Raw genomic sequence first — 18,493 nt, 5'->3', positions numbered from 1 at the left:
AATCACGAAACGTGAAACCATTTAAATTTAAACAATTCGAAGTAAAACAAGATCAATGTGCTATGAAAATTGGCACCGATGGTGTTTTACTAGGCGCCTGGACTTCAATAGGCCATAACCCATTTTCAATTTTAGATATTGGAGCGGGAACTGGTATTATTGCGCTTATGCTGGCGCAGCGTAGCTATGCCGAACTTATTGACGCCATAGAAATTGACGATGCTGCTTACGAACAATGTACTGAAAACTTCGAAAACTCGCCTTGGAACGATCGCCTATTTTGTTATCATGCTTCACTAGAAGAGTTTGCCGATGAAATTGAAGACAAATACGATCTTATTGTTTCCAATCCACCGTTTTATTCCGAAAACTACAAAACCGATAATACACAGCGCGACATAGCCAGGTTTAGTGATGCCATGCCTTTTGAGCACCTACTTGAAAGCACTTCTAAATTATTATCAGAACAGGGTAGGTTTTCTGTGATTGTCCCTTTTAAAGAAAGTGATTTTTTTATTACGCTGGCTTCAAAGTTTAAGCTTTTTCCATGCAGAATATTGCAGGTTAAAGGATCACCTACTTCCGAAATAAAGCGTAGCTTAATAGAGTTTTCATTCAGCAAAAGTGCATCTGTCCAACAAAAGGAGCTCATTATTGAGACTAACAGACATCAATATACCCAAGACTATATCGATCTCACCAAAGACTTCTACTTAAAAATGTAGCTTCTATAATCCGGAAACGATAGTTGCTCCCTCAAGATATGCTTTTAGGCTTTTCATCCCTTCATCTGAAACATTGGTTTTCCATAAATACAGTTTTTGGAGACCTTTTAGCTTTTGAAGGCTTTCTAAACTAGCATCACTTATAGGGTTTCCGTAAAGGTTTAGATATTCCAAATGCTTTAAGGATTCAAATGCTTTTATACCTGCATCGGTAAGGTTGGAATTACTCATTCTAAGGGCTACAAGATTTTCTAACTGCCCTAACTTGGGCACTACGTCTTCATTTAGGGGTACTCCTGAAAAATCCAACCATACAATGTTTGTCTTGGCTTTCAAAAGCATCTCCAACTTATTAGTCGTTATAGGTTCTTTATTATATGATGAATACGTTACTTCCAACAAGGCACTGTTTCCTGATACCGGCTTTATCTTAAAGCCTTCTGCTTGAATTGCCTCAATAACTTTACCATCAACCTTCTTTAAATCCAAGTTTTCTATAAACGTTTTTTTTAGACCAATACCAACATCCCTTAAATAAGCTTTAATGCGATCGGTAAGGTTTAACTCTACAACTTTTTTGTCAAAATGAGCACCCTCATCAATCCACCATTGCACAAGCATTGTTTCTTCATTTGTAAGTGGAGTTCTCCCTTCCGTCGGCATAAACTCTTTATGAGTCGGGTTTAAAGTAACGCGCCTATAAAGTTCACTTTCGTTAGCATTTCCAGCTACAATAACGTTTCCATTTTTACCTCCTTTTAAAATGCTTTCTGCATCCGTTAGCAACAAATCGCCTTTAGCCTTGTCGTTGTTATGGCACACATTGCATTTAGACTCAAAAATAGGATGTATCACGTCTTCATAAACCAAGGCCTCATCTAAATCTGTTACACGCTCCCGAATAGGCTCCATTCCTGCCAAGGCTCTAATAGGATTTGGAGCATGCTCTAATAAATAATCCGATCCATGCGTTAAATTACCTCCATTATGCCCAGCTACAAACAACAGGGCTACAAGTATAATCACCAAAACAGGATAGCTCTTTTGAGTCCATAGGCGGGTTTTCTGTTTTCGCTTCATGAAAAAGAGCAGGAATGCTATCATGGTCATGGTAATCCCCGTCCACTTATGAATATTCAAAGTCGCCTCGTTATACCCTCCATCGGAAGCCAACATTAAACCTAAAACAATGGAAAGAACACCAGATAAAGCCCCTGCTAAAAATGCATAGGAAATTGCCCTGTTTAAATCTATTTTTTTCTTTAGCGCAAGCATCTCAAACACGACGGCCAATATGATGAAGCCAATAGGCAAATGCACAAGCATAGCGTGAAACCTGCCAAAAAACTGATAGATATTAGTTTCTAAAAAAAATGTCATGTATCGTTACTATATTAACCTGGTTCCTACAAATATCTTTTACGCCATTCTTGCATCATATGCACATTAATAGCCCATTGATCGGCTAATGGTTGCCTTGTATATGGCATGGTCCACATATAGTTTGCAGGCCCAAACTCTGTAGTCATAGTTAATGGTTCTCCTGCTTCTTTTTTATAATTTACAACCTTATCCCACCAAGCATAATGTGCGTTGACTGCTCCTTGCCATTCTGGCGCCCTTGGCTCACTTACTTGTGCGCCTTCCTCATGCCCTATTCTCGAATGGATATGAGAAGTACGCCTTAATGCTTTGTTTACAGTTTCTTTTTGATTTCCCAACAAGCTTTCGGATACAACACACCAATGTGAAATGTCTAGAGTTAACCGAAGATCCGGAATGGCATCTATAAAATGACTACAAATATGAGGCGCAAACAACATGCGCCCCCGATGTGTTTCCTGGTAAACCGGTACCCCCGAAGCTTTTGATTCTTGAACAGCAAATTCCATTAACTCTTTACTTTCTTCAAATGTAAAGTAATCTTTTCCGGCATGACAATTAATAAAATCTGGTTCTCTTGAGATTACCTTTCTTAAATTGTCCCTGTAACTTTCTTTATGAGCGTTAAAATCAGCGCCTCCACTACCTGTTAGCGCTCCAAATCGTAAATTGTGTTTTTCCAAAGCTTCGTACAAAGCTTCTTCGTCTGCTTTATTATGTGGAAACCAATCCTCAATACCGTCATAACCTTCTTGTTTTGCTTGTTTGCAAAACGCATCCATAGAACCTTTAAAGCCCCATCGCGTTGCATATATGTTGAGGGAGAATCCTTTTTTTGGCACTACTTTTTCTGGTAAATTCATACTACTTAAAACCAGGCCTGCACTGGCTGCGCTTGCTGTTGTTATAAATTGACGTCTTGTTTGCTTCATCTATGTCGATTCTTTAATTATACAAGCAGGTCTTTAACGACACGACCATGCACATCGGTAAGTCTAAAATCCCTTCCTTGGAAATGATAGGTAAACTTCTCATGGTTTATGCCTAACTGATTCAATATAGTAGCTTGTAAATCATGAATATGTACCCTGTCCTTTACACCGTAATACCCTATTTCGTCTGTTTCTCCGTAAGAAATACCACCTTTAATACCGCCACCGGCCATCCATATACTATAAGCTTCAGTATGATGATCTCTCCCATAATACGGCATAATGCGGCCACCTCTATTCTCACGCATTGGCGTTCTCCCAAATTCACCTCCCCATACCACTAAAGTATCATCTAAAAGTCCGCGTTGCTTTAAATCCTTTACGAGAGCCGCCATGGGTTGATCCACCTCTCCACACTTCGTTTTTAATCCTTCATTTAAAGATGTCGCTTTGCTATCGCCATGCATGTCCCATCCCCAGTGGTATAACTGAACAAAACGCACACCTTGCTCCACTAAACGTCTTGCTAACAAACAATTGTTTGCAAATGACGCCTCTCCTTGTTTAGCTCCGTACATATCGCGAATATATTCAGGTTCTTTAGAGACATCCATAACATCTGGTACAGACACTTGCATTTTAAAAGCCATCTCATACTGAGAAATACGCGACAAGGTTTCGTCATCGTTAAACTCCTTGTATTGCGATCTGTTAATTTCATTAATAGCATCTAGTGACTTTTTACGAATATCGCGACTCATCCCATTGGGATTTGACACATAAAGGATAGGATCGCCTGAGTTACGACATTGCACCCCTTGATATTCTGAAGGTAAAAAACCACTACCCCACGCATTCTTTCCTGCACTTGGGTTTTTCCCTCCCGATACCAGCACCATATATCCTGGTAAATTTTCGTTTTCCGATCCTAGTCCATAGGTAACCCAAGCACCAATACTCGGCCTTCCAGAACGTGGGCTTCCTGTTTGTAGTAACAACTGTGCCGGTGCATGATTGAACTCATCGGTATGCATTGATTTCACAATGGCTACATCGTCAACAATTTCACTAAAATGTGGTAAGGCATCCGACACATAGGTTCCGGATTGACCGTACTTTTTGAAATTGAATTGCGGCCCCAACATTTTAGGTACGCCTTGTATAAACGCAAAGCGTTTGCCTTCTAATAACGATTGCGGACAATCTAATCCGTGAAGCTTTTGTAATGCTGGTTTATAGTCAAACAGCTCTAGTTGTGAGGGGGCTCCAGCCATATGTAAATAGATAACGCGTTTTGCTTTTGGCAAAAAATGAGGAAGACTCCCCGGGTCTAAACTATTAACCGTATTATTACCTCCAAACATATATTGTGGCCCCATTAAGGAAGCCAATGCTATACCTCCTAAACCGGTGCTACACTTCTTAAGGAAGTGTCTTCTTGTAGTATACTCTAACTTTCTCTTTTGCGCTTCGTTGTATAAATCCATAGTTACCCGTTTAGCTTTTTACAATAAATTCGTCCATATTCATCAAAACATTCATCATTATGGTAAGTGATGCCAGCTCTAAATTATCTGTTTTAACCAATTGATATGCTTCTTCTTTATGTGTTTGATAATATGCCTTGGTATCTTCAAGCAATTTTACCAATATCTCCATTTTATCGGGTGAAATCTTTTTACCAATTACCCTTGTATAAGCGGTTTCAACTTTAAGTTTATTATTTCCTTCTAAGGCTTCTATTTGCTGTGCTAAGTGCATGGCTGCTTCAAAATACACTGGGTCATTTAAGGTTACTAGTGCCTGAATGGGGGTATTCGTGTTAATCCGTCGTGATAAACACGATTCTCTTTCGGAAGCATCAAAACTTATAAATGAAGGGTAAGGACTCGATCTTCTTAAATACGTGTAAAGCCCCCTACGGTAAGCATCTTCACCCGGACTTGTTTGCCAGGTATCATTACTATAAACAACTGTCCAAACTCCCTCTGGCTGATGTGGCATAACACTTGGGCCGTACATTTTATCACTTAACAGCCCAGATACGGCCAATGCTTGATCTCGTATTTGTTCTGCCGACAATCGTACACGTGAACTTCTTGCCAACCATCGGTTATTAGGATCTATTTGCTTCGCTTCCTCAGTAATTACAGAGCTTTGTTTATAGGTTGCTGATAGTACAATATTTCGAACCAAGGTTTTCATGCTCCAATTCCAGTCTTTAGAAAATCGCAAAGCCAGCCAATCCAACAACTCAGGATGTGTTGGTTTTTCTCCGAGAGTCCCAAAATCTTCCGAAGTAAGGACTATTCCTTTCCCAAATAATTTAGCCCAAAAACGATTCACCATAACCCGTCCTGTAAGGTAATTATCTTCACTTACCAACCATTCGGCAAGATCCAGCCTATTTTTAAATTCCCTGTTGTTAACATTAAATAGTTTTGGAATATCGGTTTTCACTGTATCTCCTAACACCAACCAGTTTCCACGGTCGAATACTTGGGTTAATCGGCTAAAGTCATTAGGCTTTTCTACCATTACCGGTGTTGAATGTTTAAACCTGGTATTTAACAGTGCATCTATTTTGTTGTAAATCTTCGGAGATATGTCATCATCTGCAACAGGCAACTTTTCTGCAAACAAAAAGCCGTCCAGAAAACATAAATAATCCTTTGCATTACTTTTAAATTGAAAATACAGATCAGCTGTTTTTGCATCTGTTTTGATAGCAATAGGCACATTAGTAAAGTTATTGGACTTATTCAGCGTAGCTTTCCCCACTATAGCCCCATTGATACTGTCCTTTTTTATTAGCAGTCTACCTTTGTCCTTAGTGTATTGCCTATAATTCACATAGATTCTATCAATATTGCTTAAGTTAACGTTCTTAAGCTTTACGAATGCCTCATTATAGACTTCCATATAATCTTGATTCGACCTATTATAATGTATTGTATTGGTCGTTTCATCAAAATCCTCTGGACGAATTTTAGGTTCTTGAATACGAATAAAAGCTTCCCACTTATTTGCTTCATCATTGGAAGCTACCTGAGCAACCCATTTTTTTACATCTTTCAGCTGAGCAGAACTCAAGCTGTCAAACTCCCTATAAATTGGATGTTCCGTAGGCACGTCCCAATCGGCTGCATTATTAAAAAAGGCATAGGATGTATAATACTCTTTATGTTTTATAGGGTCGTAAGGATGGCTATGGCATTGTACACAACTCATTGTTGTGGATTGCCACACTTCCCATGTGGTATTAACACGATCGATTACGGACGATATTCTATATTCTTCATTATCCGTACCACCTTCACCGTTATTTAATGTATTTCTATGGAAAGCGGTTGCTATATATTGCTCCTCTGTAGGGTTAGGCAACAAATCGCCTGCCAATTGCTCTATAGTGAATCGATTGAACGGCATGTCCTCATTAAACGCTTTTATGACCCAATCCCGATACTTCCATATTTCTCTTGGCCTGTCGGCTTCATATCCTTTTGAATCTGCATATCTAGCCAAATCCAACCACATACTAGCCCAATGTTCACCGTATTTAGGGGACTGCAAAAGGGTATCTACCAAATCTTCATAGGCTTTTTCGGAAGGGTTTTCAACAAATGCTTTTACTTGTTCGGCAGTTGGAGGCACCCCAATTACATCTAAATAAAGACGGCGTACCAAGTCATGGGCTTGGGCTTCATCGCTAGGGGACAAATCATGCGCTTTCATTTTGTTAAGCACAAAATAATCTATTTCGTTCACGCCCCAATCTAAATCGTCCACAGCTACTTCAGGTTCTTGGGGTTTTAAATAGGCCCAATGCTCTTGCCATTCTGCTCCTTGTTCAATCCATTTGGTTAGGGTTTCTATCTCCTCTTCACTTAAGGGATCGGCTTCAAGAGGCATGCGCATTTCAGGGTTTTTATGCGTAATCCTCGCAATCATTTCACTCTTGTCCGGATGTCCTGGTACAATCCCTATCTTACCATTAATGGTTTCAGCCAAGGCGTTTTCCCTAAACACTAAACCAAACCCGCCAGATTGCTTAACCCCACCATGGCAGCTAATACATTTCTTATTAAGTATAGGTCTTACTTGCGCATTGAAATCTATTTTATCATCCTTGCAAGAGGTAATAAAAATGAAAACTAATGCATAGCAAAGGCCTATCGATTTTAAAACAAACGTCTTCAAAAACTATTAGATTTTTAAATTATAAAATGATTTCGCAATGTACAGAACTCTTCAATTTTAAAAATACTCTAAATTACCTAATAATGACACTTTTTTTGCCATTGTTTAACTTGCATTAATTAAATTTGAATCCCATTGCGAATTTAATAAAAAATACGCATCAATTATAAGGAATACACATTGCATATAAACTAAAGAGCATGAAATGAGCCATAACAAATCTTGATAATCACCGGGATGATTGTTGGCGAATTGCATCTGACCAATTAAAAACAAATAAAATAACAGATGAAACCAGACTTATTCGAAGCACCGGATTATTACAAGCTTGACGATCTACTTACTGATGAACATAAGTTAGTTCGAGACGCTGCCCGGGAATGGGTAAAAAGAGATATTACCCCAATTATTGAAGATTATGCCCAAAAAGCTGAATTCCCTATGCAAACTATTAATGGTTTGGCAGAGATTGGAGCTTTTGGCCCTTATATCCCATTAGAATATGGCGGCGCAGGGCTAGACCAAATTTCGTATGGCTTAATTATGCAGGAAATTGAGCGTGGCGATTCTGGAATACGTTCTACAGCCTCGGTACAATCCTCTTTGGTGATGTATCCCATTTGGAAATATGGCAATGAAGCACAACGTAAAAAATACCTTCCAAAATTAGCTAGTGGTGAATGGATTGGTTGTTTTGGTTTAACGGAACCTGACCATGGAAGCAATCCCGGGGATATGGTAACTAATTTTAAGGACAAGGGCGACCATTATTTATTAAATGGTGCCAAAATGTGGATTAGTAACGCACCGTTTGCGCAAATAGCCATTGTTTGGGCAAAAGACGAGAATAACCGCATTCATGGGTTAATTGTTGAGCGAGGCATGGAAGGTTTTTCAACTCCTGAAACACATAACAAATGGTCGCTTCGTGCCTCTGCAACCGGTGAGCTTATTTTTGACAACGTTAAAATACCAAAAGAAAATTTATTACCTAATAAATCTGGGTTAGGCGCGCCTCTAGGCTGTTTGGATTCTGCCCGTTACGGCATCGCTTGGGGCGCCATAGGCGCAGCAATGGACTGCTACGACACTGCATTACGCTATAGCAAGGAGCGTATACAGTTTGGAAAACCTATCGGGCAATTTCAATTACAACAGAAGAAACTGGCTGAAATGATAACGGAAATCACCAAAGCACAATTGCTTACGTGGAGATTAGGTGTATTACGCAATGAAGACAAGGCTACTTCTGCCCAGATATCGATGGCAAAACGCAACAATGTAGATATGGCCATTAGCATAGCCCGAGAAGCCAGACAAATATTAGGAGGCATGGGTATTACTGGCGAGTACAGTATTATGAGACATGCCATGAACCTTGAAAGTGTTATTACCTACGAAGGCACTCATGACATCCATTTACTAATCACTGGCCTGGACATTACCGGACTTAATGCTTTTAAATAGTAAAATTCCAGAACTTTAAAAAGGCTGTTTCTAAAAGAGGCAGCCTCTTTAATTACCAGTTACCCATAATTATTAGTAAATTAGGCTAATGAAATATTTAAAACACTTTTTCATCGCAGTTGTTATACTAACATTGGTGCATTGCAGCAAAACCGGTTCTCATCAAAATCGTACTACTGCAATTATGGCTTACTATGTTCCCAATAACGATAGCCACCCAGAAGACCTTCCCTTAGACAAACTAACCCATATCATATTCTCGTTTACTAAAATAGTTGACAATGAAATGGTCTTTACAAATGATGCTTATGACCAAAAGCTTCGTCAGCTTGTTTCCGAGAGGGAAAAACACCCTAATTTAAAAATAATGATTGCTTGTGGAGGCTGGGGATCTAAAGGATTCTCAGATATGGCATATACTTATGTGAACAGACAAAAATTCATAAAAAGTGTTATTAATTTTAACACGAAATACCAATTGGATGGTATTGATATAGATTGGGAATACCCAACCATCCCTGCAGCAAACACCAAAGCACGACCAGAAGACAAACAAAATTTCTCACTTTTAACAAAAGAGTTAAGAGAAGCCCTAAACACATTAAACAGAAAACAAACCTTAACATTTGCTTCTGCTGGATGGAAAAACTACTATAAGAACATAGAGCTCCAAGAAGTAATGAAATATGTAAATTACATGAATATTATGACTTACGACCTCGTTGGATCATCGTCTCCATATACAGGTCATCATACTGCATTAGGGCAAATTAAGGCTGAACATATAAAAGGAACACCTGCAGATTCTATTATAAAAAGTAAAACTCAAAAATCGACTTATGAGTTAAATTCTGCCGAGATGATTGTAGACTACTGTATAAATAAAGGTGTTAAACCTGAACAAATTGTATTGGGCTCTGCATTTTACAGCCGTACCTGGAAAGGCGTTCCCAATAAAAACAACGGCCTTTACCAAACTAATAAAGGCTCCTATGTTGACGCTATAACCTATAGTGAAATAAGAGCAAAATATGAGAAGAACAAAAATTTCGAAAGATACTGGGACACTATAGCTAAGGCACCATACTTATTTAATAAAAAAGATAGTATTTTTATAAGCTACGATGATACTGTATCTGTGAGATTAAAAACATCTTATGTTAAAAAACACAGACTAGGAGGCATTATGTTTTGGCAGCTTAGTCAAGACACTAAAGATAGTAATAGTCTTTTGGATGCGATCTACCAAACCTCCTTAAAAGAGCACTAAGTTCTTTTAAGCAAGTCTTTTACTCCAATATCCCAAATAATTTTAACTTTCAGGAGCCAATTCAACTTCTAAGCCTTCCATTTCTGGCGTAATTGGTATTTGGCAACCCAATCTACTATTTTCTTTAACATCAAAGGCTTCAGACAGCATAGCTTCTTCATCGTCGCTCATTTCAGGCAATTCTGTATCACTCAACACATAACACTGACAAGAGGCACACATAGCCATACCGCCACAAACACCTATTGTTCCCTCAGGAGCTAATTCGTAGGACCTAACTACCTCCATAAGATTCATTGCCATATCGGTTGGAGCAACAATATCGTGTGCTACACCATCTCTGTCTATAATTTTAATATTAACGTCCTGATCCATTATTTAATTTCTTTTCGTAAACTTAATTTAATATTTATTGCCATAAAATTAATTCATGGGAATATAATGTGTTTTATAAGGTATAATTTATGGGAATTTCCAAGGAGTTTAAAAAGCTAGAATTATTAAACTTCAATATTAATAACCTGTTCTATTTGCGGTGCGTATTTTTTGATGGTCATTTCGACCCCTGATTTAAGTGTCATTTGATTTACACTACATCCCACGCACGCCCCTTGAAGCTGAACTTTTACCAATGAACCGTTTTCAATGGATAACAACGAAATATCGCCACCATCACTTTGTAGAAACGGACGAATCTCATCTAAGGCTTTTTCAACATTTAGTCTTAATTCTTCTGAAGTCATCTGCTATTTTTTAACTGCTGAGCAACCAGCCATTGTTGTAATTTTTATTGCTTCGGTTGGAGGCAAACTATCATTTCGTCTTACAACCTCCTGCACCACATTTTGAGTCAACACTTCAAAAGCACGCTCCAAAGGTGTTGCCGTTTGTAAAGCGGCTGGACGACCTACATCTCCTGCCTCACGAATACTCTGCACCAACGGAATCTCTCCCAAAAAAGGAACTTTAAGATCTTCGGCTAAATTTCTTGCTCCTTCTTTACCAAAGATATAGTATTTATTATCCGGTAATTCATCTGGCGTAAAATAAGCCATATTTTCTATAAGCCCTAAAACTGGCACATTAATACTTTCCTGCTGAAACATAGCCACACCCTTTTTTGCATCGGCTAAAGCTACATTTTGAGGTGTACTAACAATTACCGCACCCGTAATAGGAAGGGATTGCATAATACTTAAGTGTATGTCTCCTGTTCCTGGTGGCAAATCGATCAACATAAAATCAAGTTCCCCCCAATGCGCATCAAAAATCATCTGATTTAAGGCTTTTGCTGCCATAGGCCCTCTCCAAACAACAGCTTGATTAGGCTTAGTGAAAAAACCAATAGAAAGCACTTTAACACCATGGTTTTCAACTGGCTTCATTTTAGACTTCCCATCTATATTAACAGCTAGAGGTCTTTCTGCTTCTACATCGAACATAATAGGAATGGAAGGCCCATAAATATCGGCGTCTAACACACCTACTTTAAATCCCATTTTAGCAAGACTTACTGCTAAATTTGCAGTAACAGTAGATTTTCCAACGCCACCTTTTCCTGAAGCTACAGCCACAATATTTTGTATACCGGGTACTGGTTTCCCCTTTATTACATTTTTTGCTGGCTGGGCTGGTGCATCGACTTTTACATTAACTGTAATTTTAGCCTTTTCATAAACCTGTTCGTGTATTGTTTTTAAAACATCTACTTCAGTTCGCTTTTTTGCTTGCAAACTAGGATTTTTTATAGTTAAATCTACAATAACCTCGTCGCCAAAAGTCACAACATTTTTCACAGCACCACTCTCTACCATATTTTGGCCTTCTCCTGGCACCGTAATGGATTCAAGTGCTTTTAATATATCTTTTTTATTGAGCTTCATTTTATGAGATAATGGAAACCAAATTAAAAGGTTTATACTCTAATCGGTTCCTTTTCAATTATTAAGAATCATTCTAAGATGCAAATATATGTAATAAAGCTGGAAGACAGAAGACAGGAGTTAAAAGTTTTATTGATGTAAATATTTGTAAAATTTATCGAACTAAAGAAGTGTTTAATCTTTTTCACAAAGAAGAAAACCAATTACATTTAATTCTGAATTGTTAGAGACTGTTTAAATTCCACCTTTTGGTTTTGTTATGCCCCTTTTTTCACCACTTTTCGTTATGAAAATCCTCATTTAGCGTTGCTAAACTCTGGTTTTAAAGCCTTAATTGGCAAAAAAATGACCTATAACAAATTTCAAAAACGAATTTTAAACAGTCTCTTAAAGTTCCTTTGCCGGATCCCAAAACACCTGATTAAAGTCTTGAATTTGATTATCTATTACCACCACTCCTTCATTCTCCAAAAGTTGTTGCATGAGATTAGTGCCTTCAAAATGATGCTTCCCTGTAAGTAAACCTTTTCTATTAACCACACGATGAGCTGGCACGTCTTTTCCGGCAGATCCGTTCATAGCATAACCAACCATTCGGGCACTCCTAGCAGCACCAAGGTAATTCGCTATGGCGCCGTAGCTCGTAACCCGACCATATGGGATTTGCCTAGCTACTTCATAAACTTTATCAAAAAAATTTAACGTTTCTGGTTTCACCTTATAATTCCTTAATAATATTGATTAAAGTAACTATCGAGATAACACCTGTAATGCCTCCTATAAGGTAATTCATGCTCTTTTGCGACGTTATGGATTTATCTTTAATTTTATCGAAGAAAAAAATATAAACATACAGCATCACAAAGGTTCCCATAGCGGCTCCAGCTACATAAGATATAATGCTTGTTTGGTCAAACTTCAACCAACCAAAAGAAGCCAAAGTAACGGTCATATAAGCTTGATATGGAATAGGAAACACATTAATACTGGACAGAAACAAACCTTGAAAAAAACGACTATGTTTACTTCGTACACGAGGCTCAATTTGTTGCTTAGGTTGCTTTTTGGCAATAAGTAAAAAATATACCGTTATTAAAACAAAAATCACAAAAGCTACACGCTGAAGAATATCTACAATCTCTAAATGACTACTTAAATACCGAGCAAAAATAGCAGCAACATACGTTTGAACTATTACAATTAAGCATACTCCAACCGAAAACATAATACCCCTAACATGCCCTTCTTTTAAACTTATTTTAGCCGCAGTCATATTAAGCAGTCCTGGAGGAATAACACCAATAAGCGCAATAACCAATCCCAAGAAAAAAACTAATGTTAAATTCACTAAGCTTTAATTTTGAATCTAATATACGTAATTGGTTTTTCTTGCTCTAGGTATTGCGTTTCGTAAAAGGTTTGCACGCTCGTAACGTCTTCGGGACTTCCTTCTAGCTTATACACATTATGATTGGCATACAACACTTCATGCCCCGCCCCATGTAACAGGCCTAAGGTATAACCGTGCATAAACTCACTATCGGTTTTTAAATTAACAACGCCCTCAGGTTTTAATATCTTTTTATATCGCTCCAAAAACGCAGCATTGGTCATACGGTGTTTTGTGCGCTTATATTTTATTTGGGGATCTGGAAAAGTAATCCAAATTTCATCTACTTCATTTTCGGCAAAAGCATATTGTATTAGCTCTATCTGCGTTCTCAAAAACGCTACGTTAGGAATTTCATCTTCTACAGCAGTCTTAGCACCTCTCCAAAAACGAGCTCCTTTTATATCTATACCTATAAAGTTTTTATTTGGATACTTCTTAGCCAATGCAATAGAATATTCTCCTTTACCACAGCCCAACTCCAAAACCAAAGGGTTTTCATTCCTAAAAACTGTTGCATTCCAATTACCTTTTAATGCAAACTTTTCGTCAACCAACTCATCTCTTGTTGGTTGATAAACATTTCCAAAGGTTTCATTTTCCCTAAATCGCTTGAGCTTGTTCTTACTTCCCACTTTTATTTAAAATTTTGGTAAAATTAAGGAAATATATGAGAGTGTATATATGCTTATCTTTGAATTCGGTAAAAAGTTAAATAAAGTGTTATCAAAAGATGCTTTCCCCTTTTTTACAAATCGAAAAGGGTTAAAAGGGACAATAAAAGACAGCCATGGGTAAACGAATTTTAGTAGCTCCGTTACATTGGGGGTTAGGACATGCGACGCGCTGTATCCCAATTATCAAAGCGCTATCCGATTACGGCTACACACCAATACTTGCCAGCGATGGCAATGCACTATCCCTCCTTAAAAAGGAATTCCCTAAACTTATAGCAATTGAGTTACCTGCATATAATATTACATATCCCAAAAACGGAAAACACTTTAAATTAAAAATTCTTAAAACAACGCCTCGACTACTAAAAGCGATTAACACAGAGAAACAAATTATAGATAGAATTGTTAACACTTACCATGTAAAGGGCATTATTTCGGACAACAGGCTGGGCGTTTACGGCAGAAAAGTCCCTTCTGTTTTCATAACACACCAACTAAATGTTTTGAGTGGTTACACAACATGGTTTAGCACAAAAATCCACCTGCATTTTATTAAACAGTTTGATGCTTGCTGGGTACCGGACTCCAAAGGTGATATTAACTTAAGCGGAAAGTTGGGACATCCTAAAACATATGAGATACCTACATACCACATAGGCCCTTTAAGTCGATTTGAAACAAAAAACACCCCAATGGTCAACGACATCTTAGTGCTTCTCTCAGGACCGGAACCACAGCGCTCCCTTTTAGAAACAATACTCTTTAAAGCTTTAAACAATTACAATGGTAGAGTGGTTTTTGTAAAAGGTATCATGGAAAAAGAACAGACTATAGAAACGGTGGGAAACATGACCATTTATAATTTTATGACTTCTGATTTGTTAGAAAAAACTATAAATGAAAGTGAATTGGTTATTGCCCGGTCTGGTTATACTACTATTATGGATTTGGCAAAACTGAATAAGCAAGCTTTTTTTATACCTACCCCTGGGCAATCGGAACAGGAATATTTAGCAAAACGTCTAAGCGATCAAGGCTTAGTTGCAAGTTGCAGTCAAAAATCGTTTACATTGGATAAAATTAAACATGCTTCTTCCTATAAAGGCTTAAGCACTATGGAATATAAACCCGATTTTAAGAACCTATTTAGCCTTTTCGAGTGTAAATGAAAATTCACTACCTACACCAAACTCACTTTCTACATATATCTTCTCGCCATGCGCTTCTATTATATGTTTTACTATAGAGAGCCCCAATCCAGAACCGCCTTCTTTTCTAGAACCGCTTTTATCGACCCTATAAAACCGTTCAAATAAACGTGGCAAATGTTTTTCTTCAATGCCTTCTCCATTATCGGTTACCCGTATAATTACCTTATTTTTTATAAGGTTTTCAATACTTACCTCGGTAGTTCCTTTTTCCCTACCATATTTTAAAGAGTTTACAATAAGGTTGACCAACACCTGCTGAATGCGTTCTTTATCTGCTTTAATCAATATAGGCTTAGGATAATCGGTATCAAAAGTTAATGTAATCTTCTTTTTGTTAGCTTTCATCTCTAACATTTCAAAAACACTTTTCACCAATTCAACAATATCAAACGTTACCATGTTTAGACTTAAATCACCTGTTTCCAGCTTAGTGATCATATCTAAATCTTTAATTATATAACTTAATCGTTCAACACCTTTACTGGCACGTTCCAAATATTTTTCCCGAATGTTCTTATCGTTCATGGCACCATCTAACAGGGTTAATATATAACCTTGAACCGTAAACAATGGTGTTTTTAATTCGTGCGAAACATTCCCTAGAAACTCTTTTCTGTATTTCTCTCGTATTTTAAGTGCTTCTATTTCCAACTTTTTATCACGCGCAAACTTATCAATTTCATGAGTAAGGGTTTGCATGTCTGTAGTTATAGGACCTTTGCTAAAGCTCGTGGATTCCAATAGCGTTAAATCATCGTATATTTTCTTTACACGTTTGTAAATAAATCGCTCGACCCTAAACTGAATTACAAAAAATGAGAATAGATATGTCGTAATGGCAAAAACAATTATAGCTCCCCATTTAAACTCAAAGAAATAGTATAAAAAAACACTCGTTAAGAGCGTTATAAAGAGTGTAATATAAAACGATGTTTTAATTGCAAATTTATATGACCTTTTAAATTTTGTCCGCATCAATCAACAAACTTATAACCAACACCTTTAACTGTTTTAAAACTATCGTCACCAATTTTTTCACGTAGCTTACGAATATGCACATCGATAGTCCGTCCACCAACAACTACTTCGTTACCCCATACCGTATCAAGAATATCTTCACGCTTAAACACTTTTCCCGGCTTTGATGCCAATAAAGATAATAATTCAAATTCTTTTCTTGGTAGGACAATCTCTTTTCCTTTTAAAATGATCTTATATTCATCTCTATCGATAACCAGATTACCTAATTTTACGGTTGTATCGTTTTCTTCTTGCTTAAAACGTCTTAACAAAGCTTTGACTTTACTCACCAACACTTTAGGCTTTATAGGTTTTGTTATATAGTCATCTGCACCCGCATCAAAACCAGCTACTTGCGAATAATCTTCTCCTCTTGCAGTTAAAAATGTAACGATGGAATGCTTTAATTCTGGATGTTTCCTAATAAGCTCACAAGCCTCGATACCATCCATTTCCGGCATCATTACATCAAGAATAATTAAATGTGGAAGTTCTTTCTTTGCCTTTTTTACACCTTCATGACCATTCTCTGCCGTAATTACCTGATAGCCCTCATTTGATAAGTTATAACCCACAATCTCTAAAATATCGGGCTCATCATCTACTAGCAGTATTTTAATATCTTTCTCAGTCATTTTATTGATAATTAATGTATGCTTTATTTTTTGAAGTAAAGATAAAACTAATAACACAATTTTGTTAAAATCAAACAATTAATAACATTACCATAACACACACCTTACACAAAGGTAATCTTTCGACGAACCGTATAAATCTTTAACACTTTTTTGGTACAACTTTTGTTAATATTTATTACATTTATATTGTTGAATAGAAACTATGCAAAAAAACTACTTTTTTATTTTATTAATAACCTTAGCATGCTTTACAACCCAAATCGGGTTTTCCCAAAGCAATGCTACAAACCCTTCTATTCATCAAAATATTGATGGTCTTTCAATATATCCTAACCCTGTTAGTAACGGAAAAACCTATATATATATTACATCTAAACGAAATTTGACTAAAAAGGTTCAGTTTTTTAATGTATTAGGAAAACAAATTTACGTAACGATGTTAACAGGCAAAGAATTAAATATATCCCAATTTAGCAAAGGGGTATACATTTTAAAAATAACAGAAGGAACTGTTAGTGAAACCAGAAAATTAGTTATAAAATAAATTTTCAAACATAAACCTTAAAGCGTTACCGATATGGTAGCGCTTTTTATTTTATATACTTTTGTATAACATTACAATACACCTATTTGTTTTTTAATGATAGACCTAAAAAACATTTTTAGCATAAAATCTGAAACTGATTTTGAAACGTGTGCTTTACAAGTTTTCAACTTTCAGTTTAACCATAACAAAGTATACCGTTCGTTTTGTGATTTGCTATTCAAACACCCAGCAGACATAAAGACAATTCAGGATATCCCATTTTTACCAATACATTTCTTTAAAACACATACCATAATAAGCAAACAAGCTGCCACCCAATCTATATTTACAAGCTCAGGGACAACCGGGAGTAAAGTAAGCAAGCACCATGTAACAGATTTAAGTGTTTATAAAGAGAGTTTTTCCAAAGGGTTTCAACAATTTTACGGAGGCATAGAGGAATATGTGACCCTAGCCTTACTCCCTTCTTATTTTGAACGCGAAGGCTCTTCTTTAATATATATGGTTAGCGACTTGATTACTAGATCAGGTCATAAAGAAAGCGGCTTTTATTTAAATAATATCCCAGAATTAATACAAACAATTAAGACACTAGAAGCACAAGGAAGGAAAACACTTCTCATTGGCGTTTCCTTTGCTCTTTTAGACTTGATTGAAGCCCATCAGTTCAACCTTAAACATACAATCGTTATGGAAACTGGAGGCATGAAAGGGCGCAGAAAAGAATTAATTCGAGAAGAACTACACGATATTCTTAAATCAGGTTTTGGTGTTAATACAATACATAGCGAATATGGCATGACCGAACTGTTAAGCCAAGGATATTCTAAAGGTAATGGTTTATTTAATTGTCCGCCCTGGATGCGTATTTTAACACGTGAAACTGAAGACCCATTGAGCATTCAAGATTTTGGTAAGACCGGTGGCATAAATGTTATTGATCTTGCCAATATTAACTCCTGCTCTTTTATTGCAACCCAAGATTTGGGGCGTAGTTACGAAGATGGAAGTTTCGAAGTAATAGGCCGTTTTGACAACTCAGACATTCGTGGTTGTAATTTGATGGTGCTTTAAACAACTTGACCAAAAAATAAATCAACTCTTTTGTTAGGTTTTCAAAACATTTACGACCAACCTTATGCTATAAAAA

The 18,493-nt window shown here is 37.0% G+C and carries 18 protein-coding genes; 6 read left to right on the top strand and 12 right to left on the bottom strand.

From position 1 onward, the window contains the following. Window positions 1-62: 62 nt before the first annotated feature. Complete coding sequence (locus tag JF259_RS13660) at window positions 63-725, top strand: tRNA1(Val) (adenine(37)-N6)-methyltransferase (RefSeq protein ID WP_199116010.1); 663 nt, start codon at window positions 63-65, stop codon at window positions 723-725. 3 nt (window positions 726-728) lie between these two features. Here the strand turns inward: JF259_RS13660 and JF259_RS13655 are convergent, their stop codons facing one another. From JF259_RS13655 to JF259_RS13640, 4 genes are read right to left on the bottom strand one after another with little or no spacing between them, the layout of a single operon-like run. Further along, entirely contained in the window at window positions 729-2,105 is a 1,377-nt protein-coding gene (locus tag JF259_RS13655) for a DUF2231 domain-containing protein (protein WP_199115953.1), read from the bottom strand. Window positions 2,106-2,131: 26 nt separating this feature from the next. Continuing rightward, entirely contained in the window at window positions 2,132-3,040 is a 909-nt protein-coding gene (locus tag JF259_RS13650) for a sugar phosphate isomerase/epimerase family protein (protein WP_199115951.1), read from the bottom strand. Window positions 3,041-3,057: 17 nt separating this feature from the next. Then, window positions 3,058-4,527: a DUF1501 domain-containing protein gene (locus JF259_RS13645; protein ID WP_199115948.1), complete on the bottom strand. Its 1,470-nt coding sequence runs from the start codon at window positions 4,525-4,527 to the stop codon at window positions 3,058-3,060. Window positions 4,528-4,537: 10 nt separating this feature from the next. After that, the gene (locus JF259_RS13640) at window positions 4,538-7,240 is read right to left on the bottom strand and encodes a DUF1553 domain-containing protein (RefSeq protein WP_199115947.1); all 2,703 of its coding nucleotides are present in this window, start codon (window positions 7,238-7,240) and stop codon (window positions 4,538-4,540) included. A gap of 288 nt (window positions 7,241-7,528) precedes the next feature. Between JF259_RS13640 and JF259_RS13635 the strand changes: the two genes are divergently transcribed. After that, window positions 7,529-8,707 carry an acyl-CoA dehydrogenase family protein gene (locus JF259_RS13635; RefSeq protein WP_199115945.1) on the top strand — a complete coding sequence of 393 codons (1,179 nt, stop codon included), beginning with the start codon at window positions 7,529-7,531 and terminating at the stop codon, window positions 8,705-8,707. A gap of 88 nt (window positions 8,708-8,795) precedes the next feature. Beyond that, window positions 8,796-9,977, top strand: coding sequence for a glycoside hydrolase family 18 protein (locus JF259_RS13630; RefSeq protein WP_199115943.1), 1,182 nt, complete (start codon window positions 8,796-8,798; stop codon window positions 9,975-9,977). 42 nt (window positions 9,978-10,019) lie between these two features. Here JF259_RS13630 and JF259_RS13625 read toward each other — a convergent pair whose 3' ends face one another. The 6 genes from JF259_RS13625 to trmB form a co-directional block, all read right to left on the bottom strand. Further along, window positions 10,020-10,352, bottom strand: coding sequence for a 2Fe-2S iron-sulfur cluster-binding family protein (locus tag JF259_RS13625; RefSeq protein WP_199115942.1), 333 nt, complete (start codon window positions 10,350-10,352; stop codon window positions 10,020-10,022). A 125-nt stretch (window positions 10,353-10,477) separates the two neighbouring features. Beyond that, window positions 10,478-10,720, bottom strand: a complete 243-nt coding sequence (locus JF259_RS13620; protein ID WP_199115940.1) for a NifU family protein — start codon at window positions 10,718-10,720, stop codon at window positions 10,478-10,480. Between the two features lie 3 nt (window positions 10,721-10,723). After that, window positions 10,724-11,860, bottom strand: a complete 1,137-nt coding sequence (locus JF259_RS13615) for an Mrp/NBP35 family ATP-binding protein (RefSeq protein WP_199115938.1) — start codon at window positions 11,858-11,860, stop codon at window positions 10,724-10,726. Between the two features lie 387 nt (window positions 11,861-12,247). Beyond that, complete coding sequence (locus JF259_RS13610; protein WP_199115936.1) at window positions 12,248-12,577, bottom strand: MGMT family protein; 330 nt, start codon at window positions 12,575-12,577, stop codon at window positions 12,248-12,250. A gap of 1 nt (window position 12,578) precedes the next feature. Then, window positions 12,579-13,208 (bottom strand): LysE family transporter, encoded by a 630-nt coding sequence (locus JF259_RS13605; RefSeq protein ID WP_199115934.1) that lies wholly within the window; start codon window positions 13,206-13,208, stop codon window positions 12,579-12,581. After that, complete coding sequence (trmB, locus tag JF259_RS13600) at window positions 13,208-13,885, bottom strand: tRNA (guanosine(46)-N7)-methyltransferase TrmB (protein WP_199115933.1); 678 nt, start codon at window positions 13,883-13,885, stop codon at window positions 13,208-13,210. The genes JF259_RS13605 and trmB overlap by 1 nt, the downstream gene beginning before the upstream one ends. 155 nt (window positions 13,886-14,040) lie before the next feature. Between trmB and JF259_RS13595 the strand changes: the two genes are divergently transcribed. Continuing rightward, window positions 14,041-15,096, top strand: a complete 1,056-nt coding sequence (locus JF259_RS13595) for a glycosyltransferase (RefSeq protein WP_199115931.1) — start codon at window positions 14,041-14,043, stop codon at window positions 15,094-15,096. Here JF259_RS13595 and JF259_RS13590 read toward each other — a convergent pair. Together JF259_RS13590 and JF259_RS13585 are read right to left on the bottom strand one after the other, a co-directional pair. Then, window positions 15,070-16,113, bottom strand: coding sequence for a sensor histidine kinase (locus JF259_RS13590; RefSeq protein ID WP_199115929.1), 1,044 nt, complete (start codon window positions 16,111-16,113; stop codon window positions 15,070-15,072). The genes JF259_RS13595 and JF259_RS13590 overlap by 27 nt on opposite strands. Then, window positions 16,113-16,793: a response regulator transcription factor gene (locus JF259_RS13585; RefSeq protein ID WP_199115928.1), complete on the bottom strand. Its 681-nt coding sequence runs from the start codon at window positions 16,791-16,793 to the stop codon at window positions 16,113-16,115. Before JF259_RS13585 ends, JF259_RS13590 begins: the two co-directional genes overlap by 1 nt. Window positions 16,794-16,998: 205 nt before the next feature. On the opposite strand from JF259_RS13585, the gene JF259_RS13580 reads away from it, so the two are divergent. After that, window positions 16,999-17,340, top strand: coding sequence for a T9SS type A sorting domain-containing protein (locus JF259_RS13580; protein WP_199115926.1), 342 nt, complete (start codon window positions 16,999-17,001; stop codon window positions 17,338-17,340). A 96-nt stretch (window positions 17,341-17,436) separates the two neighbouring features. After that, window positions 17,437-18,417, top strand: coding sequence for a LuxE/PaaK family acyltransferase (locus tag JF259_RS13575; RefSeq protein WP_199115924.1), 981 nt, complete (start codon window positions 17,437-17,439; stop codon window positions 18,415-18,417). Window positions 18,418-18,493 lie beyond the last annotated feature (76 nt).

It is taken from the genome of Snuella sedimenti, from assembly GCF_016428595.1.
Lineage (GTDB): Bacteria > Bacteroidota > Bacteroidia > Flavobacteriales > Flavobacteriaceae > Snuella > Snuella sedimenti.
The sequence above is the reverse complement of the archived record's forward strand: the minus strand, read 5'-3'. Positions and strand labels throughout refer to the sequence as shown.

Bases quoted from the DNA above. Each gene is read 5' to 3' on its own strand.
- JF259_RS13660 (WP_199116010.1), top strand. From the start codon at position 63: ATGAAAATTGGCACCGATGGTGTTTTACTAGGCGCCTGGACTTCAATA.
- JF259_RS13655 (WP_199115953.1), bottom strand. From the start codon at position 2,105: ATGACATTTTTTTTAGAAACTAATATCTATCAGTTTTTTGGCAGGTTT.
- JF259_RS13650 (WP_199115951.1), bottom strand. From the start codon at position 3,040: ATGAAGCAAACAAGACGTCAATTTATAACAACAGCAAGCGCAGCCAGT.
- JF259_RS13645 (WP_199115948.1), bottom strand. From the start codon at position 4,527: ATGGATTTATACAACGAAGCGCAAAAGAGAAAGTTAGAGTATACTACA.
- JF259_RS13635 (WP_199115945.1), top strand. From the start codon at position 7,529: ATGAAACCAGACTTATTCGAAGCACCGGATTATTACAAGCTTGACGAT.
- JF259_RS13630 (WP_199115943.1), top strand. From the start codon at position 8,796: ATGAAATATTTAAAACACTTTTTCATCGCAGTTGTTATACTAACATTG.
- JF259_RS13625 (WP_199115942.1), bottom strand. From the start codon at position 10,352: ATGGATCAGGACGTTAATATTAAAATTATAGACAGAGATGGTGTAGCA.
- JF259_RS13620 (WP_199115940.1), bottom strand. From the start codon at position 10,720: ATGACTTCAGAAGAATTAAGACTAAATGTTGAAAAAGCCTTAGATGAG.
- JF259_RS13615 (WP_199115938.1), bottom strand. From the start codon at position 11,860: ATGAAGCTCAATAAAAAAGATATATTAAAAGCACTTGAATCCATTACG.
- JF259_RS13595 (WP_199115931.1), top strand. From the start codon at position 14,041: ATGGGTAAACGAATTTTAGTAGCTCCGTTACATTGGGGGTTAGGACAT.
- JF259_RS13590 (WP_199115929.1), bottom strand. From the start codon at position 16,113: ATGCGGACAAAATTTAAAAGGTCATATAAATTTGCAATTAAAACATCG.
- JF259_RS13585 (WP_199115928.1), bottom strand. From the start codon at position 16,793: ATGACTGAGAAAGATATTAAAATACTGCTAGTAGATGATGAGCCCGAT.
- JF259_RS13580 (WP_199115926.1), top strand. From the start codon at position 16,999: ATGCAAAAAAACTACTTTTTTATTTTATTAATAACCTTAGCATGCTTT.
- JF259_RS13575 (WP_199115924.1), top strand. From the start codon at position 17,437: ATGATAGACCTAAAAAACATTTTTAGCATAAAATCTGAAACTGATTTT.